The sequence below is a fragment of the Stagnihabitans lacustris genome, from assembly GCF_025950525.1.
Taxonomy (GTDB): domain Bacteria; phylum Pseudomonadota; class Alphaproteobacteria; order Rhodobacterales; family Rhodobacteraceae; genus Stagnihabitans.
This window is the reverse complement of sequence record NZ_JAPDGS010000005.1, coordinates 82,196-105,784: the sequence shown is the minus strand read 5'-3', so window position 1 is coordinate 105,784 and position 23,589 is coordinate 82,196. Positions and strand designations below refer to the sequence as shown.

The 23,589-nt window shown below is 66.1% G+C and carries 27 protein-coding genes and 1 pseudogene; 16 read left to right on the top strand and 12 right to left on the bottom strand.

What is annotated here, in order from left to right; genetic code table 11:
• Nucleotides 1-32 precede the first annotated feature (32 nt).
• On the bottom strand, nt 33-3,221 hold the full coding sequence (locus tag NX862_RS13470; protein WP_264494440.1) for an efflux RND transporter permease subunit: 3,189 nt from the start codon (nt 3,219-3,221) through the stop codon (nt 33-35).
• Nucleotides 3,214-4,194: an efflux RND transporter periplasmic adaptor subunit gene (locus NX862_RS13465; RefSeq protein WP_264494439.1), complete on the bottom strand. Its 981-nt coding sequence runs from the start codon at nt 4,192-4,194 to the stop codon at nt 3,214-3,216. Before NX862_RS13465 ends, NX862_RS13470 begins: the two co-directional genes overlap by 8 nt.
• 324 nt (nt 4,195-4,518) lie before the next feature.
• Here NX862_RS13465 and NX862_RS13460 point away from each other — a divergent pair, with 324 nt between their 5' ends.
• The 4 genes from NX862_RS13460 to NX862_RS13445 all read left to right on the top strand — a co-directional run bounded on the left by NX862_RS13460 (nt 4,519) and on the right by NX862_RS13445 (nt 8,153).
• Nucleotides 4,519-5,487, top strand: a complete 969-nt coding sequence (locus NX862_RS13460; protein ID WP_264494438.1) for a sugar phosphate isomerase/epimerase family protein — start codon at nt 4,519-4,521, stop codon at nt 5,485-5,487.
• 141 nt (nt 5,488-5,628) lie between these two features.
• A complete protein-coding gene (locus NX862_RS13455) occupies nt 5,629-7,479 on the top strand; it encodes an AI-2E family transporter (protein ID WP_264494437.1) in 1,851 nt (616 codons plus the stop codon).
• Nucleotides 7,476-7,760: a glycine zipper domain-containing protein gene (locus NX862_RS13450; protein ID WP_264494436.1), complete on the top strand. Its 285-nt coding sequence runs from the start codon at nt 7,476-7,478 to the stop codon at nt 7,758-7,760. The genes NX862_RS13455 and NX862_RS13450 overlap by 4 nt, the downstream gene beginning before the upstream one ends.
• A gap of 3 nt (nt 7,761-7,763) precedes the next feature.
• Complete coding sequence (locus NX862_RS13445; RefSeq protein WP_264494435.1) at nt 7,764-8,153, top strand: hypothetical protein; 390 nt, start codon at nt 7,764-7,766, stop codon at nt 8,151-8,153.
• Between the two features lie 62 nt (nt 8,154-8,215).
• Here the strand turns inward: NX862_RS13445 and NX862_RS13440 are convergent, their stop codons facing one another.
• Both NX862_RS13440 and NX862_RS13435 read right to left on the bottom strand, forming a co-directional pair.
• Entirely contained in the window at nt 8,216-9,001 is a 786-nt protein-coding gene (locus tag NX862_RS13440) for a hypothetical protein (protein ID WP_264494434.1), read from the bottom strand.
• Nucleotides 9,002-9,444: 443 nt separating this feature from the next.
• On the bottom strand, nt 9,445-9,663 hold the full coding sequence (locus NX862_RS13435) for a P-loop NTPase family protein (RefSeq protein ID WP_264494433.1): 219 nt from the start codon (nt 9,661-9,663) through the stop codon (nt 9,445-9,447).
• Nucleotides 9,664-10,672: 1,009 nt separating this feature from the next.
• Here NX862_RS13435 and NX862_RS13430 point away from each other — a divergent pair.
• From NX862_RS13430 to NX862_RS13420, 3 genes are all read left to right on the top strand, one after another.
• A complete protein-coding gene (locus NX862_RS13430; RefSeq protein ID WP_264494432.1) occupies nt 10,673-11,056 on the top strand; it encodes a hypothetical protein in 384 nt (127 codons plus the stop codon).
• Nucleotides 11,053-11,277, top strand: coding sequence for a helix-turn-helix domain-containing protein (locus tag NX862_RS13425; RefSeq protein WP_264494431.1), 225 nt, complete (start codon nt 11,053-11,055; stop codon nt 11,275-11,277). The genes NX862_RS13430 and NX862_RS13425 overlap by 4 nt, the downstream gene beginning before the upstream one ends.
• A gap of 553 nt (nt 11,278-11,830) precedes the next feature.
• On the top strand, nt 11,831-12,109 hold the full coding sequence (locus NX862_RS13420; protein ID WP_264494430.1) for a dihydroxyacetone kinase subunit DhaK: 279 nt from the start codon (nt 11,831-11,833) through the stop codon (nt 12,107-12,109).
• A gap of 409 nt (nt 12,110-12,518) precedes the next feature.
• Here NX862_RS13420 and NX862_RS13415 read toward each other — a convergent pair whose 3' ends face one another.
• The 6 genes from NX862_RS13415 to NX862_RS13390 form a co-directional block, all read right to left on the bottom strand.
• Nucleotides 12,519-12,641 (bottom strand): hypothetical protein, encoded by a 123-nt coding sequence (locus tag NX862_RS13415; RefSeq protein WP_264494429.1) that lies wholly within the window; start codon nt 12,639-12,641, stop codon nt 12,519-12,521.
• A 232-nt stretch (nt 12,642-12,873) separates the two neighbouring features.
• Entirely contained in the window at nt 12,874-13,851 is a 978-nt protein-coding gene (locus NX862_RS13410; RefSeq protein WP_264494428.1) for a nuclear transport factor 2 family protein, read from the bottom strand.
• Between the two features lie 462 nt (nt 13,852-14,313).
• On the bottom strand, nt 14,314-14,601 hold the full coding sequence (locus NX862_RS13405; RefSeq protein ID WP_264494427.1) for a VOC family protein: 288 nt from the start codon (nt 14,599-14,601) through the stop codon (nt 14,314-14,316).
• 423 nt (nt 14,602-15,024) lie between these two features.
• Complete coding sequence (locus NX862_RS13400) at nt 15,025-15,630, bottom strand: fumarylacetoacetate hydrolase family protein (RefSeq protein WP_264494426.1); 606 nt, start codon at nt 15,628-15,630, stop codon at nt 15,025-15,027.
• Nucleotides 15,627-16,754, bottom strand: coding sequence for an FAD-dependent monooxygenase (locus NX862_RS13395; RefSeq protein WP_264494425.1), 1,128 nt, complete (start codon nt 16,752-16,754; stop codon nt 15,627-15,629). The genes NX862_RS13400 and NX862_RS13395 overlap by 4 nt, the downstream gene beginning before the upstream one ends.
• A 9-nt stretch (nt 16,755-16,763) precedes the next feature.
• Complete coding sequence (locus NX862_RS13390; RefSeq protein ID WP_264494424.1) at nt 16,764-17,015, bottom strand: hypothetical protein; 252 nt, start codon at nt 17,013-17,015, stop codon at nt 16,764-16,766.
• Nucleotides 17,016-17,224: 209 nt separating this feature from the next.
• Here NX862_RS13390 and NX862_RS13385 point away from each other — a divergent pair, with 209 nt between their 5' ends.
• The 7 genes and pseudogenes from NX862_RS13385 to NX862_RS13355 all read left to right on the top strand — a co-directional run bounded on the left by NX862_RS13385 (nt 17,225) and on the right by NX862_RS13355 (nt 20,494).
• Nucleotides 17,225-17,503 carry an ATP-binding cassette domain-containing protein gene (locus NX862_RS13385; protein WP_264494423.1) on the top strand — a complete coding sequence of 93 codons (279 nt, stop codon included), beginning with the start codon at nt 17,225-17,227 and terminating at the stop codon, nt 17,501-17,503.
• Nucleotides 17,496-17,612 (top strand): annotated as a pseudogene (locus NX862_RS19465) (ABC transporter ATP-binding protein); the annotation flags it as partial. The gene NX862_RS13385 and the pseudogene NX862_RS19465, both read left to right, overlap by 8 nt.
• 173 nt (nt 17,613-17,785) lie before the next feature.
• Nucleotides 17,786-18,007 (top strand): ATP-binding cassette domain-containing protein, encoded by a 222-nt coding sequence (locus NX862_RS13375; RefSeq protein WP_264494567.1) that lies wholly within the window; start codon nt 17,786-17,788, stop codon nt 18,005-18,007.
• Nucleotides 18,008-18,095: 88 nt separating this feature from the next.
• On the top strand, nt 18,096-18,488 hold the full coding sequence (locus NX862_RS13370; protein WP_264494422.1) for an ABC transporter permease: 393 nt from the start codon (nt 18,096-18,098) through the stop codon (nt 18,486-18,488).
• Entirely contained in the window at nt 18,446-18,715 is a 270-nt protein-coding gene (locus tag NX862_RS13365) for an ABC transporter permease (RefSeq protein ID WP_264494421.1), read from the top strand. The genes NX862_RS13370 and NX862_RS13365 overlap by 43 nt, the downstream gene beginning before the upstream one ends.
• Nucleotides 18,716-18,940: 225 nt before the next feature.
• The gene (locus tag NX862_RS13360) at nt 18,941-20,044 is read left to right on the top strand and encodes an aminomethyl transferase family protein (RefSeq protein WP_264494420.1); all 1,104 of its coding nucleotides are present in this window, start codon (nt 18,941-18,943) and stop codon (nt 20,042-20,044) included.
• 228 nt (nt 20,045-20,272) lie between these two features.
• Nucleotides 20,273-20,494, top strand: coding sequence for a hypothetical protein (locus NX862_RS13355; RefSeq protein ID WP_264494419.1), 222 nt, complete (start codon nt 20,273-20,275; stop codon nt 20,492-20,494).
• A gap of 18 nt (nt 20,495-20,512) precedes the next feature.
• On the opposite strand, the gene NX862_RS13350 is transcribed toward NX862_RS13355, so the two are convergent.
• A complete protein-coding gene (locus tag NX862_RS13350; RefSeq protein ID WP_264494562.1) occupies nt 20,513-21,058 on the bottom strand; it encodes a YaeQ family protein in 546 nt (181 codons plus the stop codon).
• 125 nt (nt 21,059-21,183) lie between these two features.
• Here NX862_RS13350 and NX862_RS13345 point away from each other — a divergent pair, with 125 nt between their 5' ends.
• Nucleotides 21,184-21,801: a LamG domain-containing protein gene (locus NX862_RS13345; protein WP_264494418.1), complete on the top strand. Its 618-nt coding sequence runs from the start codon at nt 21,184-21,186 to the stop codon at nt 21,799-21,801.
• On the opposite strand, the gene NX862_RS13340 is transcribed toward NX862_RS13345, so the two are convergent.
• A complete protein-coding gene (locus tag NX862_RS13340; RefSeq protein WP_264494417.1) occupies nt 21,789-22,682 on the bottom strand; it encodes a LysR family transcriptional regulator in 894 nt (297 codons plus the stop codon). The genes NX862_RS13345 and NX862_RS13340 overlap by 13 nt on opposite strands.
• A 103-nt stretch (nt 22,683-22,785) precedes the next feature.
• On the opposite strand from NX862_RS13340, the gene NX862_RS13335 reads away from it, so the two are divergent.
• Nucleotides 22,786-23,319, top strand: coding sequence for an ester cyclase (locus tag NX862_RS13335; RefSeq protein ID WP_264494416.1), 534 nt, complete (start codon nt 22,786-22,788; stop codon nt 23,317-23,319).
• Nucleotides 23,320-23,589: the final 270 nt, after the last annotated feature.

Here is a 23,589-nt window from a genome sequence, read left to right as displayed (position 1 = left end):
CCTCCAATGGTACTCCGGGCCTCCCGCCCGGATCAGGTCTTGAACACGCGGTAGATGGCGGGGATGACCAGGACGGTCAGCAGGGTGGACGACAGCAGGCCAAACAGCAGCGAGATGGCCAGACCCTGAAAGATCGGGTCCGTCAGGATCACCACGGCGCCGATCATGGCGGCCACAGCGGTCAGAAGGATGGGCTTGAAGCGGATCGCCCCGGCCTCGATCAGGGTGTCAATCGTGACCTCACCGCTGTTGCGGATGAAATCGACCAGCAGGATCGAGTTGCGCACGATGATCCCCGCCAAAGCGATGAAGCCGATCATCGACGTGGCCGAAAAGGGCGCGTGAAACAGCCAATGCCCGGCGATGATGCCCAGGAAGGTCAAGGGGATCGGCGTCAGGATCACCAGGGGCAGCCGGAAAGAGCCGAACTGCGCGACAACCAGGATATAGATCCCCAGAAGCGCCACGCCAAAGGCCGCGCCCATGTCGCGGAAGGTGACGAAAGTGACCTCCCATTCGCCGTCCCACAGGAGGGTGACTTTGCTTTCGTCCTCGGGCTGGCCATGCAGGCTGATCGTCGGCGCGCCGGCGGGCCAGTCTTGCGCCGCGATCTGGTCGGCCACCGCCAGCATGCCGTAAAGCGGGGCCTCGAAGTCGCCCGCCAGTTCGGCGCTGACCATCTCGGCATCGCGGCCATTGTGGCGGAAGATGGGATAGGAGGCCGGTTCCTCGGCCACCGTCACCACATCGCCCAGTTCGACCACGCCGCGAGCCCCGGGCAGCGCGTTGGCGGGGATGGGCGTGGTCAGAAAGCGTTCATCCATGACACGGTCCGACTTGGGGCGCGCCAGTTGCAACGGGATCGGCAGGCGACCTTCGCCGCGGGCGGAATAGCCGACGGTCTGGCTGCCGTTCAACAGCGCCATCGTGTCGAAAACATCGGATTCCTGGACGCCAAAGAAATCCAGGTTGTCGTTCGAGATCCTGGCCCGCAGGCGGCGTCCTTGCGTGCCATAGCTGTTGTCCACATCGACGACGAAGGGCACCGCCTTGAAGGCCGCCTCGATCTGGGCCGCGGCGGCGCGGCGGGTGGCGGCGTCCGGCCCATAGACCTCGGCCAAAAGGGTCGAGATCACCGGCGGGCCGGGCGGGGGCTCAACGACCTTCAGGCTGGTGCCGGGGGGCAGCGGCAGGGCGGCCAGCTGCGCCCGCAGGTCCAGCGCGATGTCATGGCTGGCGCGGGCGCGGTCGCCCTTGGGGGCCAGGTTGATCGCGACCTCGCCCAATTGCGGCTCTTGGCGCAGGTAGTAATGCCGGACCAGGCCGTTGAAGTTGAAAGGTGCCGCGGTGCCGGCATGGGTCTGGACCGAGGTGACTTCGGGCATCTGCATGACCACGGCAGCCACATCCTGCGCCACGCGGTCGGTGGCCTGAACCGAGGCGCCCTCGGGCAGGTCGATCATCACCGACAGTTCCGACTTGTTGTCGAAGGGCAGCAGTTTGACCGTCACATCCCGGGTGTAAAGCGCGGCCAGCGAGCCGAAGGACAGCGCCGCCGTCCCCAGCAGAAAGCCCAGCGAGCGCGCCTTGGTGGCCAAGAGGGGCCGTGCGACGCGGTCATAGGCGCGTTCCATCCAGCCGCCGTGATGGCCGCCGTAAGTGTCGTCATGGCCATGGGCGGCCATTTCGGCGCGGCCCGCGATCTTGACCATCAGCCAGGGGGTGATGATGACCGCGACAAAGAAGGAAAAGATCATCGCGGCCGAGGCATTGGCCGGGATGGGCGACATATAGGGCCCCATCAGGCCCGACACGAACAGCATCGGCAACAGCGCCGCCACCACGGTCAGGGTGGCCACGATGGTCGGGTTGCCGACCTCGGCCACCGCGTCGATGGCGGCCTGGGTGCGGGTGCGGCCGTCCCTCATCCCCCAATGGCGGGCGATGTTCTCGATGACCACGATGGCGTCATCGACCAGGATGCCGATGGAAAAGATCAGCGCAAACAGCGACACCCGGTTCAGCGTATAGCCCATGAGCCAGGCGGCAAACAGCGTCAGCAGGATCGTCACCGGGATGACGATGGCAACCACGACGGCCTCACGCCAGCCAATCGCCAGCCAGACCAAAAGGATGATCGAGACCGTGGCGAGGCCAAGGTGGAACAAAAGCTCGTTGGCCTTCTCGTTCGCCGTCTCGCCATAGTCGCGGGTCACGGTGACGATCACCGAGTCCGGGATCTGGTGGCCCTTCAGTTCTTCGACGCGGGCCAGGACCTCTTCGGCCACGACCACCGCATTGGCGCCGGCGCGCTTGGCCACGGCGAGTGTCACGGCCGGCGAGCGCCCCTCGCGGGTGATGTTGGCCACGATATGCTCGGAGGTATCGGCCACATAGGCGACCTTGGCCACATCCGAGACATAGACCGGGCGACCGTCACGCGTGGTCAAAAGCAGCTTTGCGACCTCGGCCGGGGCGGTCAGGGTCTGACCTGCGACCAGGTCGACCTGTTGGCCCTGATCGCGCAAGCGGCCGGTGTTCAGCGTGCGATTGGCCTGCCCCACCTTCTGCGCCAGTTGTTGCAAGGTGACGCCATAAAGCGCCAGGCGGTCGGGGTCGGGCTGGATCTGCACCGCGTCCTGGGCATCGCCGACCAGGTAGGTCAGCCCGACATTGTCGGCCTTGGCGACCTCGGTTTGCAGGGTGCGGGCGATGCGGGTCAGGTCTCCGGCCGGGATGTCCTGGCCAGGCGCCGACGACAGCGTCAGCGACAGGATCGCCACGTCGTCGATGCCGCGCCCGACAATCAGGGGTTCGGGGATGCCAACGGGGATGCGGTCCATGTTGGCACGCACCTTGTCATGCACGCGCAACATGGCGTCGTCGGAATTGGTGCCCACGGCAAAGCGCGCCGTGACCATGGCGCTGTCGTCGCGGGTCTGGGAATAGACATGTTCGACCCCGTTGATCGCCTTGACGATCACTTCCATGGGCTCGGTCACAAGCTTGACCCCGTCCTGGGCGGCAAGGCCCTGCGACTGGATGAAGATATCGACCAGAGGCACCGAAATCTGCGGCTCTTCCTCGCGGGGGAGGGAGACCACGGCCAAAAGGCCCGCGGCGAGGGCGGCCAGGATGAACAATGGCGTCAGGGCCGATTTGATGAAGGCCGCCGTCAGACGCCCGGCGAGGCCAAGGGGCTTGTCAGATGGGTCAGTCATGGGTGGCCTCCACCAGCACGTCGCCTGGCTGCAGGCCGCTGAGGATCTCGACCATCTCGGCGCCGTCGATCACCTGGGTGTCACCCGGCACAACCGCGCGGCTCACCGGGCCCGCGCTGCCCTGCACCGTGACGAAATCCAGCCCCGCCCGCGCGTGCAAGGCGGCTGCGGGCACCATCAGCGCCTCACGTTGGCCCACCGGCAGACGCACAAGGATGCGGGCGTCGACAAAGGCATCCGACAGGCCCGCCAAGTCGACATCCGCCGTCACGCGGCCGTTCTGGATCAACGGATAAACGCGCGAGAGCCGGCCCGACCGCGTGGCATCGCCCTCGGAAATCTGGATCGTGTCACCCTGGTGCAGGGCGCCGGCATGGCGCTCGGGGACCTGCAGCCGCAGGAAGGTGCCGCCGCCGGCAATCGTGGCCACCGCCTCGCCGGGCATGACGACCGCGCCTTTCGACACCGGCACATCCAACACCCGTCCCGCCGCGGGGGCCAAGACCGTGCCATCCTTGATCTGCTGGGCCAAGACATCGGCCTGAGCCGCAAGGGCGGCAAGCTGGCCCTCCAAGACCTGAACTCGGGTGCGCAGCGCGTCCAGGCCCTGTTCTGTGGCAACTCCTTGCTTCAGAAGGCTTTCCCCCCGCGCAAGCTCGGACTTGGCATTGGTCATCTGCGCCTGAAGTGCGCCCTGCTGCGCGTCAAGCGCGGTCATCTGGAACTCCAGCTTCTCATCCACGATCCGCCCGATGGCCTGACCCGAGGTCACAAGGTCGCCCTCGATCACGGAAAGTTCGACCAGCGTCCCCCCCAGCCGCGCCCGCGCCGGCATGCGATCCCGCGGCGTGACCTCGGCATAAACCGCTTTCCACTCGGTCACCGGAACGGGCTGAAGCCCGGCGGGCTCTGCCGTGGCCGGATAGGCCAGGGACAGAAGGGCGAGGCTGAAGAAACGGGACGGCAGGCGCATGGCAGGTATCCTCACATCGGTCACGCTTTCGCATTATCACATTCGAATGTTTAAATGCAATAGCGAGTCAGAGAGCCTGGATCGGGCAAGCCGCGACCTGCAGGGGCGCGCGACCATTGGCAAATATCCCGCCCCGGGGTCGGCGGATGACGGCCCCGGGCTTGGCGGATGGCCGAAGGGCGCCCGATGGCCCTATGATTCCCCGGCGCAAGACCGCTGGCAGAGGTCCGGCCTGAACCGCCCCGAAACTCCGGGGCCCGCCATATCCGTGTTGCCTTTGACCGCGCTACGCCCAAAGGTCGGCCTAACCACCGGAGAGCCGCCTTGAACCGCCATGACGCCGCCCGTCTGATCCCGCGCATCCAAGGGGTCAGGCTTTTCGCCCATGCCTATGCCTGGCACCTGAACTTCCGCCTGGGCTCTGCCATGCCCATCGACTTTCTGCGCTTTGCCGATCAGCAAAGGATGGCGGGGGTCAAGATCCATGTCGAGGACGGCGAGGCGCGTTCGCTTTTGCACGCCCCCGACACCCGGGCCGGGTTTGGTGCGCTGGCGCAGGCACTGGGGCTGGAAGTTCATATCGAGACCTCGGCCACCGACGAGGCCACTTTGCGTGCGGCCATTCAGGTGGCGCGGGACACCGGCGCCACCTCGGTCCGCTGTTATCCGCGCCATGCCGGCCCGGTCTCGCAGGTCATGGCGCAGACGATTGCCGACCTGCGGCGCCTGACGGTGCTGGACCCCAAGGGGTCATTGGACTTCCTGTTGGAACAGCACGAGGACCTGACATCACGGGAACTGGTGGCGATCTTGCAGGCGGTGGACAACCCGCGCCTGACGCTGCTTTACGATTTCGCCAATATGATCAACGCCTTCGAGACGCCAGAGGCGGCCTTGGCGCGGATGGCGCCGCATGTGACCGATGTCCATATCAAGGACGCGGTGATCTTGGCCGACCGGGACGGCTTTGCCCATCGCGCCTGCCGGACCGGAGAGGGTGACATCGACATCAAGGGGCTTTTGACCCGGCTGCTTTTGTTGGGTGAGGCGCCCCAGGTGCGGGCCTTTGGCTGCGAAGAGGAAAACGGCATGTTCGCCCCCGCCTACCGTTTTGCCTCTGACCCGCCCGATCCGGTGATCCCGATGCGCGCGGCCTCGACCACGCTGCTGGCTCCGGGTGAGGATCTGGACACCCGCCTGGGTCAGGAAAGGCACGAGGCCACGGCGCAGATTGCCACCATCCGCCGCATCCTGTCGGGCATCGCGGACGAGGCCCGGACCGCCCTGTCATAAGCCGCTGACCATCGACCCGGCCACGCCGTGCAAGTCGCCACACCAACGGCCTGTGTCCCCCCGCCCGGCCCGATAGTCGTTGACACCCCCGCCCATTGGCCCACCATGGAGCGGTGCAAGATATGGGACAAGATGCCAAGATTGACCGAAAATCCGGCGCCTGAGCTTCCCATCCCGGCGGGGCGCATCACCATCCTGCAACTGGCGGCTGTCGTGGGGGTTGCGACCGTCCTGGCCGTGGCGCAGGACATCTTTGTGCCGCTGGCCATTGCCATGCTGATCACCTTTGCCCTGGCGCCCGTCGTGACCTTTTTGCGCCGTCAGGGGCTTCCCTTGCTGGTGACGGTGCTGGCCGTCGTCAGCCTGGCCTTTGCCCTGATCGGCGCGGTCGCCCTGGTGTTTGGCGTCGAGCTGGGGTCGCTGGCGCAGAACCTGCCGGCGTTTCAGGCCAATATCCTGGCCAAGGTTCAGGCGCTGAAGGCGGCGGGCGGGGGCAGCAGCCTGGTGGCGCAGCTGTCGGACATGATCTCGGCGATCAATGCGCAGATCGGGGCCGCCCTGCCCGCCTCGGGCACCGCCCCCATGGCGGTCGAGGTCGTGCAGCCGACCAATGCGCTGGATGTCGTGCAAGGCCTGGTCCTGCCGCTGATCGGACCGGCGGCCAGCACGGGCCTGGTCATCGTCCTGGTGATCTTCATGCTGCTAGAGCGCGAGACGCTGCGCGACCGCTTTATCCGGCTGGTGGGGTCGAACGACCTGCACCGCACGACGCAGGTGCTGCAAGAGGCGGGGTCGCGGGTGGCGACCTATCTGCTGATCCAGCTTTTGGTGAACACGGTCTATGCCCTGCCCATCGGCCTTGGCCTGTGGCTGATCGGGGTGCCCAATGCGGCCCTGTGGGGGCTGTTGACCCTGATCCTGCGCTTTGTGCCCTTCATCGGCTCGGCCCTGGCTGCGGCCTTTCCGCTGTTTTTGGCCTTTGCCGTGTCACCCGACTGGTCGGCGGTGCTGTGGACGCTGGCGCTGTTTGGGGCGGTGGAGCTGATCACGTCGAATGTGGTCGAGCCCTGGCTTTACGGCTCGCGCACCGGGCTTAGTCCGCTGGCGATCATCGTGGCGGCCTTGGTCTGGACCTTTCTTTGGGGGCCGCTGGGGCTGGTCCTGTCAACGCCGCTGACGGTCTGCCTGGTGGTTCTGGGCCGCCATGTGCCGCAATTCGGGCTGTTCGACATCCTTCTGGGTGACGAGCCGATGTTGGCGCCCCATGCGCGGCTGTATCAGCGGCTTTTGGTGGGCGACGCGCTAGAGGCGAGTTTCAGCGCCGAAGAGGCGTTGGAGACGATGGCCCTGGCCGATTATCATCAGGATATCCTGATCCCCGCGCTGCTTTTGGCGCAAGACGACCTGGACCGCGGCGTCCTGACGACCGCGCAGGAAGAGCGTTTGGCCCTGGTCGCCTCGGCGATGGCTGCGGAACTGACCGAAGAGACGACCGCGCCCACCGGCCCCGTTGTGGCCGTTGTGGGGGGGCGCAGCGCGATCGACGATGTGGCGGCGCTGATCCTGGCGCAGAACCTGACGGCCGAGGGCGCTGTGGCGCAGGCGCGGGGGCATCTGGACCTTGCGCCCTCACGCTTGGCGCTGCTGGACCTGCCGGGGTGCGCCTGCCTGATCCTGACCTTTCTGGACCGCAACGCCACCCGCGCCTCCTTGTTGCATCTGCGCCGACTGAAGCGCGCGGCCCCGGGTTTGCGCGTCGGCGTCGTAATCTTGCAGATGCCGCAGGGGCTGCATGATGCCGAAAGCGGCTTGCGCCATTTCCCCCCGGTGCCTGCAGCCAAGCTGGACGAGGCGCTGGACCTGGGCGCCGATTTCGCCGTGACCACGCTGGAGTCCGCGACCCAGGCCGCCTTTGACCAAAGCCCCGCCAAACCCGTGCCGCCCCGCGTCGCCCCGCGTCCGCGGCGCCTGATCCCAGGAGAGACCCGATGACCAAACCCGCCCCCGAAGACCTGACCGAGCAAGAAGACCTGGCCGAGCAGCAAGACCTGGCCGAGCAAATCGCCCAACTGCGTGCCGACATGGCCCGGATCGCCGAGACTCTGGCCGCGCTTGGCCAGTCGCGGGCCGAAACTTTGAGGGGCGACGCCATGGCCTCGGCCGCGGAAAAGCTGACCGAGGCGACCGAGTTTGCCCGCAAGAACCCGGCGCAGGCGATGGCCCTGGCCGGGGGCGCCGGGCTGCTGCTTGGCCTGTTGTTCGGGCGGCGCTAGGGGATGGCCGCCTTGCAACTGGCCCTGACGCTGGCGCGGTTCGTGGTGGGCCAGGCGCTGCGGCGGATGGGCGTGACGCTGGGGCTTTGGGCGCTGGCCTTTCTGTTTGCGCTGATCGGGATCATGGGGCTGGCGCTGGCCGGTTTCATCGCTCTGGCCGAAGCCTGGGGCCAGCTGGCCGCCGCGCTGATGCTGGGCTGCGGCGGATTGGTCCTGTCGCTGATCCTGGGGCTGATCGCGCGGCGTCGCCGGCATCTGCCCGATCTGTTCGGCCCCGAAACCACCCAGCTTCGCCAGACGCTTCAGGGCCAAAAGTCGGAACTGGCGGTCTGGTTGCCCCTGGTCGGGTTGGCGGTCTTGGGCTTCCTTCTGGGCAGCGGCAAGAAAGACTGAAGGCCGCCGCCGAAAGGCCCGCCCCCGCTTGGCCAGCGCCGGGCCGATCCCCCATGGTCAGGTCACGCTTGATCAAGTCCCGATGGCCCGTCCTGCCTGACGAAATTCGCCCCTGCCCCCAGCACCATGATCGCCACAAGGACCACCAGGTCGATCAGGCTGTTGACGAAGGCCCCGCCATAGACCGAGTTCGAGGCCAGTCGGACATCGGTGTCAAACCGCAGGTCCGGCGGACCGGGAAAGTTCGGCTGGCTGCAGAGCGCGGCAAACAGGATATGCACCACCGGCATAGACCGAAAACCGAAGGTCAGGATCACCAGCGCGGCCATGGCCCATTTTGACAGGCTTTCCATCACGTGCCCCATGCCGGCAAAGCCGCTGCGCCGCAGGGTCACGGCCCGCGCCAAAAGCCCAAGCCCCGCGGCCAAGAAGGCGAACAGCACGCCCCCCATGGCCGCCCCCAGCGCCCTAGTCCCGAACGGCACACGCCACCGACATGCCATCAAGCGTGCCATTCGCCCCGCCGAGGAACCTTGGCGCGCGAGGCCGACAGCGTCGGGACGAAGGCCAGAAGAAACCCGCTCACCGCGCCCGACAGGTTCAGCGGCCAGAAGCAGCGACAGAATGGTCCGATAGCGCCCGCCAATGCGCAGGATGAAAAAAGCGATGGGCCAGAACCGCTCGACCAGGAAGGCCGGAACCAGAAGCGCCAGCCCCCGCGAGCGCAGAAAGAACGTGACATGGGCCGTCTCGGTCAACAGCGTCACATGGTTGACCGCCGACCGCTCGCACAGGATCTTGCAATTCCCGGCTTGCCAGAAACTGAGGGCGCCCAGCGGCAGGACCAAAAACAGGTGCGGGACCCCGGTGCGAAGTCAGAGGAGAGGCCGTTTCGTCATGGGTCAGTGGCCTGCCGTCAAGATATGGCCCCCCAAGGAAACGGCGCCCCCCTGACACGGTTCCCCCGGACAGGTTTCCCCCGGACACGCTTCCCCAAGACACGCTTCCCCAAGATGGGGCGACCCGGGCGCCGATGGCTTGGGCGGCCTCGGCGCCGGGTTGGACCGCGCGGATCGCATCGCCATGGGCGGCCTTCGGGATCACCTCGACCAAGGGGCCGCGCAGGGCGAGGTCGGTGACGGTGCACACGATGCCCGGCGCCTCGGGCGGGGACAGGGTGAACCGCTTGTTCTGGACGAAGACTTCGACGGGGACCTTGGCGGGGACCTTGGCGGCCTGCGGCGCGGCAAAGTCGCAGCCACGGGCCGGCAAGGTGATTTTCCCCTGCCCGTCATCCAGCCCCTCGAACCGGGTCGAGCGCCCGACATAGCACGCGACAAAGGGCGAGCGCGTGGATCTCTTGCCGCGCCCCCAGCGCCTTGATCCTTCCCTTGTGGATCAGCGCGATGCGGTCGGCCATCGACAGGGCCTTTTCCTGGTTGTGGTTCACAGGGATAAAGGGGATGCCCAGCCGCTTTTGATTGCGGCGGATCTGGATCTCCTCGCGCAATGCGCGGTCCGGGTTGGCCAGGGTTCGTCCCGCAACAGCAGCCTGATATTGCCCACCAGCCCGCGCCCCAGCGCCAGGCGCAGTTGCGGGCCGCCCGACAGCTGGCAAGGAGAGCGGTCCATCCGGCCGGACAGCGACAGGATCGCCCGCGCCCAATCCAACTGCGCTGCGGGCCTGGATCGCCCATCATCTGCTATGGGAAGGCCAGGTTCCCGCGCAGGGTGCGGGAACATCCTGCCCTCTGAAGGCGATGCGGCCATGGGCGGGCCCGCGATCAGCCACAGCAGCGTACTTTTGCCTGACCCGCTGGGGCTGTGGATGGCGATGAACTTATGCTGGGCGATGTCCAGGCTCGGGATCTGCAGGGCCTGAACCGGGCCAAAATGGCGCGAGACGCCGTCAAACTCGGATACCGTGGGTCATGGGCCGGTCCTCTTCCGGCTAGGGTCAGGGCCGCAGCCCTGCCCCCTGGCGTCAGGCGGACTGGGCATCGGACCTGGCCGTTCTGATTTCTTGGGTGAGGCGGGGTGGTCGAACATGGACAGCCCGGCGATCTCGGCCGCGCGGTCCATGAGGCAAAGCCTGCGCTCCTGCTCGGCCGAGATTTCGCGTTTGTCGATTGTGTCCGAACAGCCGCCAACCCCGGTGACACGCTTCTTCACCTCGGGCGCCTGCATCATGTCGATGAAGGCGTTTCAGGCCGGCTTGGCCGGGCCCACCACGCCCGGGTCAAATGCCAGGTGTCGACGCAGCCAAGCCCGCCCTTCCGCATCTGCAAGGCTTGGCGAACCTTGCTTCCAAAAGCCTGACACCGGGCGCCGAGGCCGTGGTTCTGGCCAGCGCCACCACAGGCCTTGCCGATTGCAGCGAGGGCCATGGCATCGGCGCCGACCGACTTGACGCGGGAGGGCCTTGCGCCCCTTGCCTTTGCAGGCTTCCGCGCGGCTAACCCGGCTGCGCCTGTGCAACGTGTTGGACATCGCAGCCAGCGCCACGGGCAACGACCGCTTTGGCCCCTTGGTTCGGTCCCCATCTCGCACCCGCAAGTTTCGGGCTGTTCGGCCATCTGCCAGTGACTTCGACGCGTTTGGGGGCGGCGCGGCACACCCCGGAACGCGCCCAGGCGGCAAAGCTTTCCACCGCCTGTTCCCAGGCCTTCGGCGGCGATGTGGCGTTCGACCAGCCGCAGAATTCGATCTTGGTGCGGACCTCGGCGCCTAAGGCTTTGAGGCCCAGGCATGTCCCCTTCCTGATCGCGGCCGTGTTGCAGGCCCTGTCGGATCGTCAGCACCATGAGACCGCCGATACCGTGGCGCATCTGGCGCGCGACGCGATCCTTGACCGGATGAAGACCGGCCATCCGCAGTGCGAGGCGCCGGCCTGCCGCCCTTGACGCTGCAACGCCGCCTCTCGGTCGAGCGCAAAACCTTCAAGGTCCTGGTCCAAAAGGTCCGCCAAAAGGTCTCGGCGCTGGTGCTGTCCAACACCGCGCAAAACGTCGCCGAGGTCGCCTACCGCCTTGGGTCTGCCGAAATCAGCAGGTTTTCGCGGGTCTTCCGGCACGGGCATGGGGTGTCGCCGCGCGAATGGCGCAGAAACCCGCCCCAAAGCTGATCCGGGGGGGCCAGATCGGGGGGCCTGATCGGGGGGGCCAGATCGGGGGGGGCCAGATCGGGGGGGCCTGATCCGCCTCGAAATTTTCATCTGCGGACAAATCCTTGCGCCCCGGTTCCAAGTCATCGCCGTGGCGCCTGTGGCACTTGGGACAACAGCCCAGATCAGCCCTTCGATGAACAGCATGACCCCAAATCGGCCGTGGCCCGGCCTGAACCGCCGTTCCACGCTGGAAATCGCAACCGCCATGGGCATCCCCACCCTGGTCGCCGTCGCCACGGTCAAGGCGCTGTTTTCTGCTGACGAGGTCTTTGGGGGCCACCACCGCAGGCGGCATCACCCCGGTCGTTCAGGTGGAGGGGCCCATCGGCGACGGCGCCCCCGGCCCGACCACCGACGCCCTGCAGACCCGCTTTTGGGCGATGATGGACGAGGTCTCACCCCTGATCGTCCCCATCACCTGGTGTTCGACCGGCGGCAAGGCCTTTCCTCTGCCGCCATCCTTGCCCGCCCCCAGGAGACGCCAGATGACTGACCCTACCGCTTCACGGCCGTGCTGGACGCCACGCAGTCGATGGATCTGGCCGTGTCGCCCTGCTCGCGGCTCCAGACGGGGCGGCCGACGATCGACATCAGCCCCGGCGAGATGGAGATCGGCACGGGCCTGCGTGGCGAAACCGGGATGTGGCGCGGCCCGCTTGCCCCTGCCTATGCCGTGGTGGACGCGCAGATGGCGCCGATCCTGGCCGAACTGGGGTGGTGCTGCACCGCTCCCGGGTCGGCGCATAGGCGACCTAGCGTCAGATGGCGAGAGCCTCGGTCTGGGCGATGATGCTGGATGCCGGCATCAGGGCGCTGCTTGACGCGCCCTGCCGCAATGTCGCGCGGGCGCCGCGCCCGGTGGCGGGGCCACGCCGGGCGACAAGGCCATGGTGGGCGCCTGGGTTCGTGCGGGGCGGGCGGCCGCGGTCGGGGTTGTGCCCTGCCCCCCCGGACGCCGCAGCCGAAGGCGCCAGGCGCGGGATGAAGGCGACCCGCGACCTGGAAAGCCGCGGGGGACGGTTGGCGAAACTGGGGATGCGGTCCTTGGGCCAAGTCGGTCCCATAGCGGCCTCGACCGCCGTCATTCTTGCCACGATGCGGGAGGAATGGCCAAAGATGTTGGCTTAATTGAACGACGCCGATCCTGATTTCGGGACCGGCTTCATTTTGTTTTCGTCTGTCGGATGAGTTGCCGCACTTCATTTCGGCGGGTCAACTTCAGGATCGCGCGCCAGCGGCTCATTCTTGGCATCCATGATCGCGGACTTGACCTCTGGCCAGGTGAAGGCCTCGGGACGACCGATGGCGATATGGATTTTCACGCGTCCCGTGTGATCGAAAGCAAGCCTGAAACTGGCTGCAAGTCCAAGGGCGCGGGCGGCGGAATTTTCGAACAGGCGAAGGCGGAATTGAGGGGTCTTCAACGTGCGGAAGTGCCGCCTTTTCTCAATAAACTTCCCCCGGTGACGTGAGGTAATGCAGTCCCGCGACCCAATATGGTTCAAGGGAAAAGGGCCGGGGAAACCCCGACCCTTGCGCGCAATCCCCGCGGCCTCAGCCCAGGTAAGTGTGGTCCGGCCGCTCTAGCAGGATCTGCTTCCAGATCGACACCGGGTCCCAGAGCGAGACTTCGCGCTTCAGGCCCCAGGGGCCGAATTCGGCATGGGTAAAGCCCATGACATGGACCGGAACCCCGGTCGGCGCGCCATAGGTGCCAAAGCCGGAATGGGTGCCCGTCAGCGACCAGCGGATCGCGGCGCGGTCGGGCTGGCCGGGGTCGGAACGGCCGATCTGATGGTCGATGGCAAAGGTCGCATCCGGGAAGGCGGTGCGGAATTGAAGCCACTGCGCCTCGGCATAGGGCACGCCCCAACCGGTCGCGCCGCCAGGATGCCAGACGTGGACGGCGCGGTCATAAGTCGCGCGCACCACAGAAAAATCCATCGACATCATGCGGTTGAGGATCGTGGCCAGACGGTGCCCCACCGGGCTGTCATTGCCGCGCCCCTTGTAGGGGCCGGGCAGATCCAGTGCCGGGGCAAAGGGCCGCCGCGCCTTTTCCGCCCCGCCCTCACGCGCGATCGACTGCCGCGCCCAGCTTTCGGGCGAATGGCCCAGCTGCTGCACCATGTCGGCCATGTCGTAGCACAGCCACTCGTCGTCGATCACGTCATCCTTCACATAACAATCCGCGATGCAGCGCGCGGCCACGACCTTGCCCGTCGGCGCGCCAAAGACGCCATGCCCGGTATGGGTGCCCACGATCATCGACCGATGCGAGGACAGATAGCCATCCGCCTCATTGCCCGACCAGATCACCTCGTCGCCCAGGCATTGGCGGTCGGGAAAGGCGGCCTGGCTGGCCAGCGTGTCATGGATCACCTCATGGGCGCCAACCATGACGCCAAGGGTGGAGCGGGCCACCATGGTCTTGCCATAAGCTTGGTGCAGCGAGGCAATATCGCGGCCCTCCCAGATTTCATAAGTGACGCCCTGGATATAATCGGGCAGGTTATTGAAGCGAGAAGCCATGGTCGTCTCCGTTCAGCCGGCGGTCATGCCGCCATCAGTGATAGGCCCGGGCGCGGTTTCCCATGCCACGGCGGCCGAATTGAACACGAGGACAATCAGGATCAGCCGGTCGAATTGACCGGTTCACAACAAAGATCATGCCGCCGCCCTGCTCCGGGAATCGGATTTGCATACGTGTGCAAGCACGATAGGCCCGCCGTCCCGCGCAAGGCAAGAGCTTTGTTTGGCGCCCCTTGATTTTCGCGCCAGACAGGCGGAATCCCAGACAGACTGAAAATGAATTCGTATGCGACGGCGAGCCGTGGCGGCGCCCTGACCGCAGCCATCGCACGCCCAAGGGCCGCAGCGTCAAGCTGCCGTCACAGCATCGCAGGCGGCTTGGCCCGCAGCCATAGCAGGGGCCCGGATCGCTTCATTCACCCCGCCGAACGCATGTCACCACACCAGCGCAGGAGGCCGAGGTTATCCGTCGGCCTCGTGGTTCACGATGAAGTCCCCGGGCATCTCGGGTCCCCAAAGATAGATCGAATCCTCGGGCGGGAAGTCACCCGCCTCCCAGTCGCAGGTGGCGGGAATACAGTCGATGTCGGCAGCGTATTCCGCACAGCTGCCCCAGGGGTCGCGGACAGAGTGAAAGGAGTGCGACCCCAGCACATGGGCCAGCCGATGCGGCCGGACCTTGGGCGACCGGACCTTGGGCGCCCGCGACCCCCGCAGGGCTGGACCCGGTGATGAAGGGCATTTTCGCATCCGGGGCGGCTTTGTCGGCCACCTTGACCTCGATCAGCGCGCCATTGTGGTCGCGAAACCAGATGCCGTCGCCATCAAAGCCGCGTGGCGCATCCATCAGGCGGCCCCCCTCTGCCGAGATCCGGGCCTAGATCGGGGCCTTGATCGGGGCGAAGTCCTCTTCGAAGGCCGCAAAGCTCAGGACGTTCAGCTTCTTGCGCCGCCCTCGCTGATCGAGGCCCAGTGCTGCCCTGACCAGAAGGTGCAAAGCCCCAGCCCGTTGCCCTCTTCGCGGACATCATGGCCGAGGGTCTTGTAAAACTCCTCTGCCACCTTCAGATCGGGCCCGGTCAGATCGACAGCATCCGTCGCATGGATGCCCAGCGCGCCGGGCCGTTTGGTGAGGGCGACTTAGCCGGTGATGCGCGCCTGGGCAGGAAGCCTTCAGCGGTCGCGGATCGGGTTCGTCAGGGGGCCGAGCCGGTCGATTTCCACCTCGACCACATCGCCGTCGCGCATCCACAAGGGCGGCTTGCGCGCCAGGCCCACGCCCGAAGGCGTGCCCGAGACGATGACATCGCCCGGCTTCAGCGTCAGGAAGGTCGACAGGATCTGGATCAGCCTGGCCACCGAAAACACCATATCGGACATCGAGGCCTTCTGAACCACCTGGCCATTCAGCCTGGTTTGCAGCATCAGCCCCTCGCAGCCCGGCGGCAGTTCATCAGCGGTGACGAACCAGGGGCCGAAGGCGCCGGTGTCGTCGAAATTCTTGCCCGGCGTCCCTTGCGGCGCCTTGAACGGGTCATCGCGGATCGAAGCGTCGTTAAAGATCGACCAGCCCGCCACATGGGCCCGGGCCTCGGACACAACCCGCGCGGCTTTGCCGATGGGGACGCCCAATTCGCCTTGGTCATCCAGCTGCTCCGAGAAGGCCGGGCGCAGGATCGGCGCGCCATGGGCGATCCATGACGCGTTGAAGCGGCCGAAAATCGTCGGAAAATCCGGCTGCCTGAACCCGCTTTCGGCCGAATGATCCTTGTCGTTCAAACCGATGCCGATGACTTTTCGGGGTCGGACCTGCGGCAACAGCGACCGCCGGCGCCTTGGCCAGGGTCGCGCCCGCAGCCGCCGTGGTCAAGGCGCCGATCACCGCAGCGACCATCGCCCGCGACATCAGGCGCGCAACCTAGGCGTCGCGGGATCATCTGCAAAAGACCACGCGCATTCTGGTCAAGTCGGATGTGGTGAAGGGCCAAGCGCCGGGGGCTCCTGCCGGTGCCCCGCTTTGCGCCAGTGCCTTGCAGGGCGCCTGAACCGGGATTTCGGCGGCGGATCGGTTTTCGCAGACGATGATGTCGACCTTGCCATCGCCCCGCGCAATCCATGGACCGCCGACCAGAGGCGTCTGGCAGGCGTTCTTGACCGGGCCGTTGATCCAGGACACCGGCCCCACGATGGACGGCTTTCGTCACGGTGTTCGCCTTCAGCTGCGCAATCTGGGCCGAGACGTCATCGGCCAGCGGCTGATGAAAGCCCGCATCGACCAGTTCATAGCCCTTGGCGGCAAACAGCGGCGGCGGCCCGTGATCCTTGTTCGACAAAGGCACGCCGTCGCTGTCATTCGACCACGGGACGCCGACCTTCTTGTTGGTCTCCAGCTGATCCCACAGCGCGGCATGGCTGTCGACGCTCTGGCTGGCGCCCCAGAAGAAGGGGCAGGTCCAGGTAAAGCCCGTCGCCGGGTCCCTTCCCCGGCCAAAGAAATGCCCATCCCAGGGCCAGTCGGTCAAGCCGCAGGGCAAAGCCCACCGGCACAAAACCCGGTCTTGCCCCCAAAGCGCACCGCGCCATTGGGGGCCAAGCTCTCCGGCCAGGTTCCACACATCGCACATCCCCTGCCCCATGAAGGGCGCCATGACATGGACCGCATCGCCCGCAAGAAACACCCGGCCGTCCGGGAACCGATCGGCCACCAGGCTGCGAAAGATATGGACTCTGTGGCGCACCCGCTCGCCCTGATCGGGCTTGATCCAGGCCGAAAGCAGCGCCCAGACCTTGGCTGCCTCGTTCATCGCGTCGCCGGTCTCATGCGGCGGGCGCATGAACTTCCAGCGGCGGTTGACGCGGCCAGTGGCGTCGATGCCGCCCGGAACGATGGTCGTGGGGCGCACCGGATTGGCCTACTGGCCACAGTCCGGGATACCCAGATCCAGCGCCGTCAGTCCACCATTCAGCGCAAAGTCGATGACCCGCCAATCGGTCTCGAAGCCCAGGTCCTGCCGCTTGATCCCCAGGCTTTCGCGCACAAAGCTGTTCGCGCGCTCAAAGACCTCGACCTTCCAGCCCAGCCGCTGCAAGAACAGCGCCAAAGCCTTGCGGACTGGGCCATAACCGATCTGGATGATGGCATAGTCCAATTTCATCTGAGCCATGGTTTTGGCCGCCCTCTCCGCAACCTTGCTGCAAGGCGTGGCCCAGAATGATAGACCGGGAAGCAGAAGATAAATTATATTGCAGATAGTGCATTGCGACCTTACGCCTTGAGCCCCGTCAAGCCGCGGTGGGCAAAGCATGACCGTTTGCGCGGTCGTGGCGATGGGATTGTCGAAATCCCGAGGGGACCTTGCAGGTGACGCGGTCGATGGCCACCGCGCCTTGGCTGAGGCTGCTGGACGAAATCGCGCGCGGGCTGACCGATGCCGAATGTCACAGCCTGATCGACCTGACCCTGTCGATCAAGCCCTCAGGTGTCACGATCATCTGGATCGAACATGTTTTGCATGCGCTGTTGCGGGGGGTCGACCGGGTCATGGTGCTGGATTTCGGCCAGAAAACCGCCGAGGGCCCGCCGGACACGATCCTGCAAAGCCCCGAAGTCGCCGCGATCTATCTGGGCCCGGAAGAGAGCGCCGATGCCTGACCTGCTGACGATTGACCGCCTGTCCTCGGGCTATGGCGACTTTCAGGCATTGTTCGACATGTCGTTCTCGCTGGCCCCGGGCGAGGTCCTGGGGCGGGTGGGGGCCAATGGCGCGGGCAAGACGACGCTGTTTCGCGCCATCCCCGGGCTTTTGCCCCGCTGCGCCCGATGGTGCGGTTCCCTCGGATGCCCTGGCCGCCCTGGGGATCGCCATGGTCCCCGAGGGGCGGCGGCTGTTCCGGTCGCTGTCGGTCGAGGGCACCCTTCTTCTTGCCGCCGACCATGGCCGCAAGGGTCCCAGGGACATCGCCAAGGTCTACCGCCTGTTCCCGATCCTGGCCGAAAAGCGCCGCAACCCGGCCCAGTTACTGTCGGGCCCAGTCGCTGTCGGGCGGCCAACAGCAGATGGTGGCCATCGGCCGCGCGCTGGTGGCCCATTCCGGACTGATCCTGTTCGACGAAAACGCGCGGGGCCTCGCGCCCATTGTCGTGAACGACGTCTAGGCCGAGATCCTCGGCATCGACCCCGTCATCGTCAAGCAGGGCATGGAACGCGCCTGCAAGGTCTCGGACACGCTGGTCTGCCTGCGCGGTGGCCTTGCAGGGCGCCGCGGCGGGCCTGACGCGGACCATGGGCGGCGATGTCCTTCCGCCCCTGCTTGTGACCTTCGGTCTGGCCGTGACCACTCAGAACGGCTTTTCGACCTATGCCCAAAAGCTGCCCTCCAGCGCGCTGGAGACCGCAAGCCTGGAATTCGGCGCCCTCCACCCGGGGCTTTTGCCCCTGTTGACGCTGGCGGTCGCGGTCGGGCTGATCCTGGGGCGGGCGTTCCGGGCGACATCGGATGATCCGGAAATGGCCCGCGTGATCGGGGTCAAGACGCCGCAGGTCTTCGCGCTGGCCATGGCGCTGTCATTGCCCTGGCCGGGGTGCTTTTGGCGATGCGCGCGAACCTCAACCCGTTTTCCGGTCCCGCCGAACTGATCTTCGGATTCAAGGCGGTGATCATCGGCGGGATGGGGTCATTCTGGGGCACCCTGGCGGGCGGCATCCTTCTGGGTGTCGCACAGGCCTTCGGAGCCGCGATTTCGCCCCAGGCCCAGGTCCAGGCCCAGGTCCTGACCGGGCATCTGGTCTTGTTCGCCGTTCTGGCCTTGCGCCCGCGCGGGCTCTTTCGGATGCAGGGCGCCAGTTTCCCGATCGGCACCTGAGTTGCCCCGGAAACCGTGCTGTTGATCCTTGGCATGATCCCGGACCTGGGGGGCGGCGCGCGCTTGGGGAGGCAACTTCGACACGGCGCCGCCTATCCCGGATGCAGAGCTTGCGGCATCGTCTTTGCGCAATCTCCCGGTCTGCGCCCTTTGCGACCCTTTCGCGTCGGCCCTGCGGATGACAACCTCTTGCGGCATGGCACTCTGGCGGCAAAGGAGACTGCCATGACCCTGCGCCGCACCCCGTTTCACGCCCTCGCCTCGGCCTTGGGGGCCCAGATGGGGCCGGTGGGCGGGGGATTCCTGAATGTCCACAGCTATGGCGACCCCCGGGCCGAGCATCTGAACACCCGCGCGCATGTCGGGGTGCAGGACCTGTCCACCATGGGCAAGATCGACATCAAGGGTCCCGAGGCCGAAGCCCTGGTCAATCACCTGATCGTCAACGATGCCGCCCGCATGGCGCCGGGCCAGGCGCGCTATGCCAGCGTCTGTGCGCCAGATGGCGGGATCATGGATGACCTGACGGTGTTCCGGCTGGCCTCCGAACATTTCCTGATGGTTTCGGGGTCACGCAACCGGCTGAAGATCCGCGATTGGGCGATGCACCACGCCATGGGCCGCCGCGCCTATGTCACGGACATCACGGCCGCGGTGGCCTTTCCGACGGTGCAGGGGCCGCAGTCCCGCGCGCTGCTGCAAGGGCTGATCCCGGATGCCGACCTGACCGCGCTAAAGCGCTGGAGCTTTGCCCATGGCCATCTGGACGGCACCCGAGTCATGATCTCGCGGACGGGGGTGACGGGAGAGCTGGGCTTCGAGCTTTTCGTGCCGGCCGATGAGGCGGCAGGCGTCTGGAATGCGCTTTTCCAGGCCGGGGGCGCGCATGGCCTGCGCCCTTACGGTGTGCTGGCGATGTTCACCCTGGGGCTGGAAAAGCTGTATCCGGCCCATGGCATCGACATGGATGAAAGCCTGACCCCTTTTCATGTCGGCACCGATGCTTTCATCAAGTTCGACAAGGGCGATTTCATCGGCCGCGCGGCGCTGATGCGGGTGCGCGATGCGGGCGTCAAGACCGCCTGGGTCGGGCTGAAACTGGCGGGCGACACCCCCGTCCCGGCCCTGACCCCCGTGATGGCCGAGGGGCGCAAGATCGGACATGTCACCTATTGCGACCACGGGTTTTCCCTGGGGGCTGTCCTGGCAAGCGCCCATATCGAAACGGAATTCGCGACCGAGGGCGCCAAGGTCAGCCTCCTTGGCCAAGCCGCCACCGTGGCGCGCAAGGCCTTCTTCGATCCCGAGGGTCTGCGGTTAAGATCCTGAGGGAAACCAGCCGGAGGAGCCCGCAAGACCGGCGGCCGAACTGCGCCCGGGCCAAGGCCGCCTGCCTGTGCAAGCGACCTGCCTTCCGCAACCGCCCGTGGTTTGCCGGTGACATTACACTTCTTTCCGGCTGGCTTCGGGCCAAGCCCCCAAAAAGGCCCCCGAAAGGCCGATCCAAGGCAAGCCATTCTTTTCCCACGGCATAGGAACACAGTGGATGGTTGCCCGATGGTCCTGACCGTCGCACATCATCTCGCGAACCTTGCCTTGTGCGCCTTGGCCCCCCTGTCTTTGGCCCCCCGTCGTTCGGCCTCCTGTCTTGCCCGGATCGCCCTTGGCGGCGCGCAGGTCTGGCCGGGTCTGGTCGTTCAGGGCGGGTTCGCAGCCGTCTTCCTGATCGCGCGGTCCGACATTTTGCGCGCCGTCCAGACCGCCTTGCGCAAGGCCTGACGTCAAAGCCCGCGCGCCTCAGGTCCCGGATTTCCACGTCTGCGGGGTCAGGTTGACGATGGTGTCACCAGAGGCGACCATCACTTCGCCCTCTTGTATGTTGATCTGAAGCTTCATGGCGCGGCCTGCCAATTTGGCCAGATTGCCCGTGTCCTTTTCGGAAAAGCACGTCACCTGCAGGTTTTCGAACCGCAGGGTGCTGGCCTTGATCTTGTCCCACCACATGTCGGCAATCCTTCCGCCGTAAGGATAGACGATCACCCTGTCGGCCTTGCTGCAGGATTGGCGCACCACCTTTTCGCTGGGCAGTCCAAGCGCCACCCAGACCTCAAGCTGACCGCTCAGGCTCTTTTGCCAGATGTCGGGCTCGTCCTCGGTTGAGATGCCCTTGGTCATTTCCAGGCTGTCATGGGCATTCAGCGCAAAGGCGATGAGGCGCACCATAAGCCGTTCCTCGGTTTCCGAAGGGTGCTTTGCGACGGTCAGCTTATGGGTCTCGTAGTAATGACGATCCATGTCCGAAACCGAAAGCTCGACTTTATAGATGGTGGCATTTTGCGCCATGCGATGTCCCGACATTCCAACGATTGGCACCCTTACCGGGTCCGGGGGGCTAGTAACAGCGGATAAAGACCCAGGCGGCGGCATCGGCCTTGCCCCGGGCCAGGGGTCGCGCCATTCTGCGGTACATGACCCATGACCTGCACCAGATCCCGCCGCGCGCCATCGCCAACAAGGTCGAGGTCCTGGCCACCGATCACGACCGCCCCTGCCTGAGGATTGCGCTGGACCAAACCACGCGGGCGGGCAAGCCGGGGGTGGATTACGTCGACCAACCGACCTTTCTGCTTTTGCCCGAGGTGATGGAGGATGGCGTGATCACGGTCGACCTGTGCGGCGATCTTTTGCCCGATGCGCCGGACTATGCACGGGGCTTCATCGGGCTGGCCTACCGGGTGGCAGAGGACCTGGGGACCTACGAATCCGTCTATCTGCGCCCGACCAATGGCCCGGCCGCGCCGCCGCGCAAGACCCGGGCCGTGCAGTATTACGCCTATCCCGACCACCCGTTCGACGTCTTGCGCCAAGCCCATCCCGACCGGTTCGAGGCCGCAGCCGATATTGCCCCGGGCCGCTGGGCGCGGCTTTGCGTGACGCTGCGGGGGCGGCACTTCACCGCCCATGTTGACGGAGTGCTGGTGCTGGAGGGCGAAGGCAAGTTGCCCCCCCGCCCCGGCCTCATCGGGCTCTGGGTCGATATCGGCACCGAGGGCTTCTTTGCCAACCTGAGCCTTCAGCCCAGATAGCCGTCGAACCCGTCGCGGGCCACGAAGTCCAGCAGCGCCCTTGTCCGCCGCGCCAGCCTGCGTTGGGTCAGATGCACCGCGTGAATGTCCAGCGCGGGCGCGGCCGAGGCGCAAAGCACCTGTACCAGGTCCCCCCGCGCCAGCGCGTCGCGGACCATGTAATCGGGGCTGAGCGCGATCCCCTCTGCGGCCAAGGCCAGGTCGCAGGCCGCCCGCGGCGAGTTCACCGCCCAAGGCCCGTTGACCACGATGCGCTGAAGATGGCCCTGCTCGGCCAGGGTCCAGGCGCCTTCGCGCAGGTTGGTATCCCGGATGCAGTCATGGGCGGCAAGGTCCGCGAGCGCCCCCGGCGTCCCCCGCGCGGCCAGGTATCCGGGCGCGGCCACCAGCAAAAGCCGCACCTGCCCCAGCTTGCGGGCGATCAGGGCGGAATTGTCCAGCCGCCCGATGCGGATGGCCAGGTCGATCCCCTCGGAGGCCAGGTCGACAAAGCGGTCCGACAGGCGCAGGTCGACCCGAACCAGGGGATGCAGCGCCCGAAACCGCCTCAAGAGGCCCATGACATGCAATTCGCCAAAGGCCACCGAGGAGGCCACCCGCAAGACCCCCGTCAGGCCCCGCCCGCTTTCGTGCAGGGCACCGGTCATCTCGTCCAGTTGGTCCAGCCAGTCGGGCGCGCTGGCCATCAGCCTTTCCCCCGCCGCCGTCAGGCCCAGTCTGCGCGTCGTGCGCTGCAACAGCTGCGCGCCAAGCCGAAGTTCCAGTTCGGCCATGTATTTCGAGACCAGCTTGGGCGAGAGCCCCAGCCGCTCTGCGGCCGCCGAGAAAGAGCCGCCTTGCACCGCGGCCACAAAGACCTTGAAGCCCTGAACCGTATCCATTGCGAACACCTTGGCGAAAGTATTCCGCCAGCTTCGCCGTATTCGCCCGAACTTGCAAGGCGCATAAGGGGGCATCGCAACCGACCCTGTCAAGGAATAGACGATGAAACTCAAGACCTTCGCCCTGCTGACGCTGATGGCTTTGCCCTTCGCAGCCCAAGCCGATGACGCCGCCGACCTGCAAGCCTACCGCGAGGCCGAAAAGCTGGGCCAACAGCACCTGGCCACCTTTGACACGCTGGATTTCGACGTCTTCACCGGCCAGAAATGGGACCGGTTGAAGGAAAGCCACGGCGCGAATGTCCGCGTCCACTGGCCCGATGGCCGCGTGACGGATGGCATCGACGCCCATATCGCCGACCTGAAATACATGTTCTCCTTTGCCCCCGACACGCGCATCCTGGAACATCCGGTCAAGCTGCAGGACGGCGAATGGACCTCGGTCGTGGGGTATATGGAGGGCACCTTCTCGCAGCCGATGAAGCTGGCCGACGGGACCGAGATCGCCCCCACCGGCAAGCCCTACCGCATCGCCATGTCGACCGTCAGCCGCTGGGGCAAGGACGGCACGATGGAGGAGGAATACCTCTTCTGGGACAACCAGTCCTTCATGGCACAAATCGGCCTTGGCCAATAAGGCCCCGGGGGGCCTGACGCTTGGTGGTCAAGGTATCGACACCATGCCCGACCCGCGCCGCAAGGTGGCGGGTCCTTGGCCATGGCGCAAAGCCCGCCCCAAGGACCAGGCGCGGGCACCTGTGGCAGCCCCGGAGACGCCGCGCCCGGGTTGCCGATGTCACGGCGCACAAGGCGCCCATCACGAAACCGTGGCCCCTGTAACGACCCCGCGCCCTGCGGCGAATTGCTTGGTGGAAGGCAGATGGCCTTTCCGGTTTGACAGGGAGAT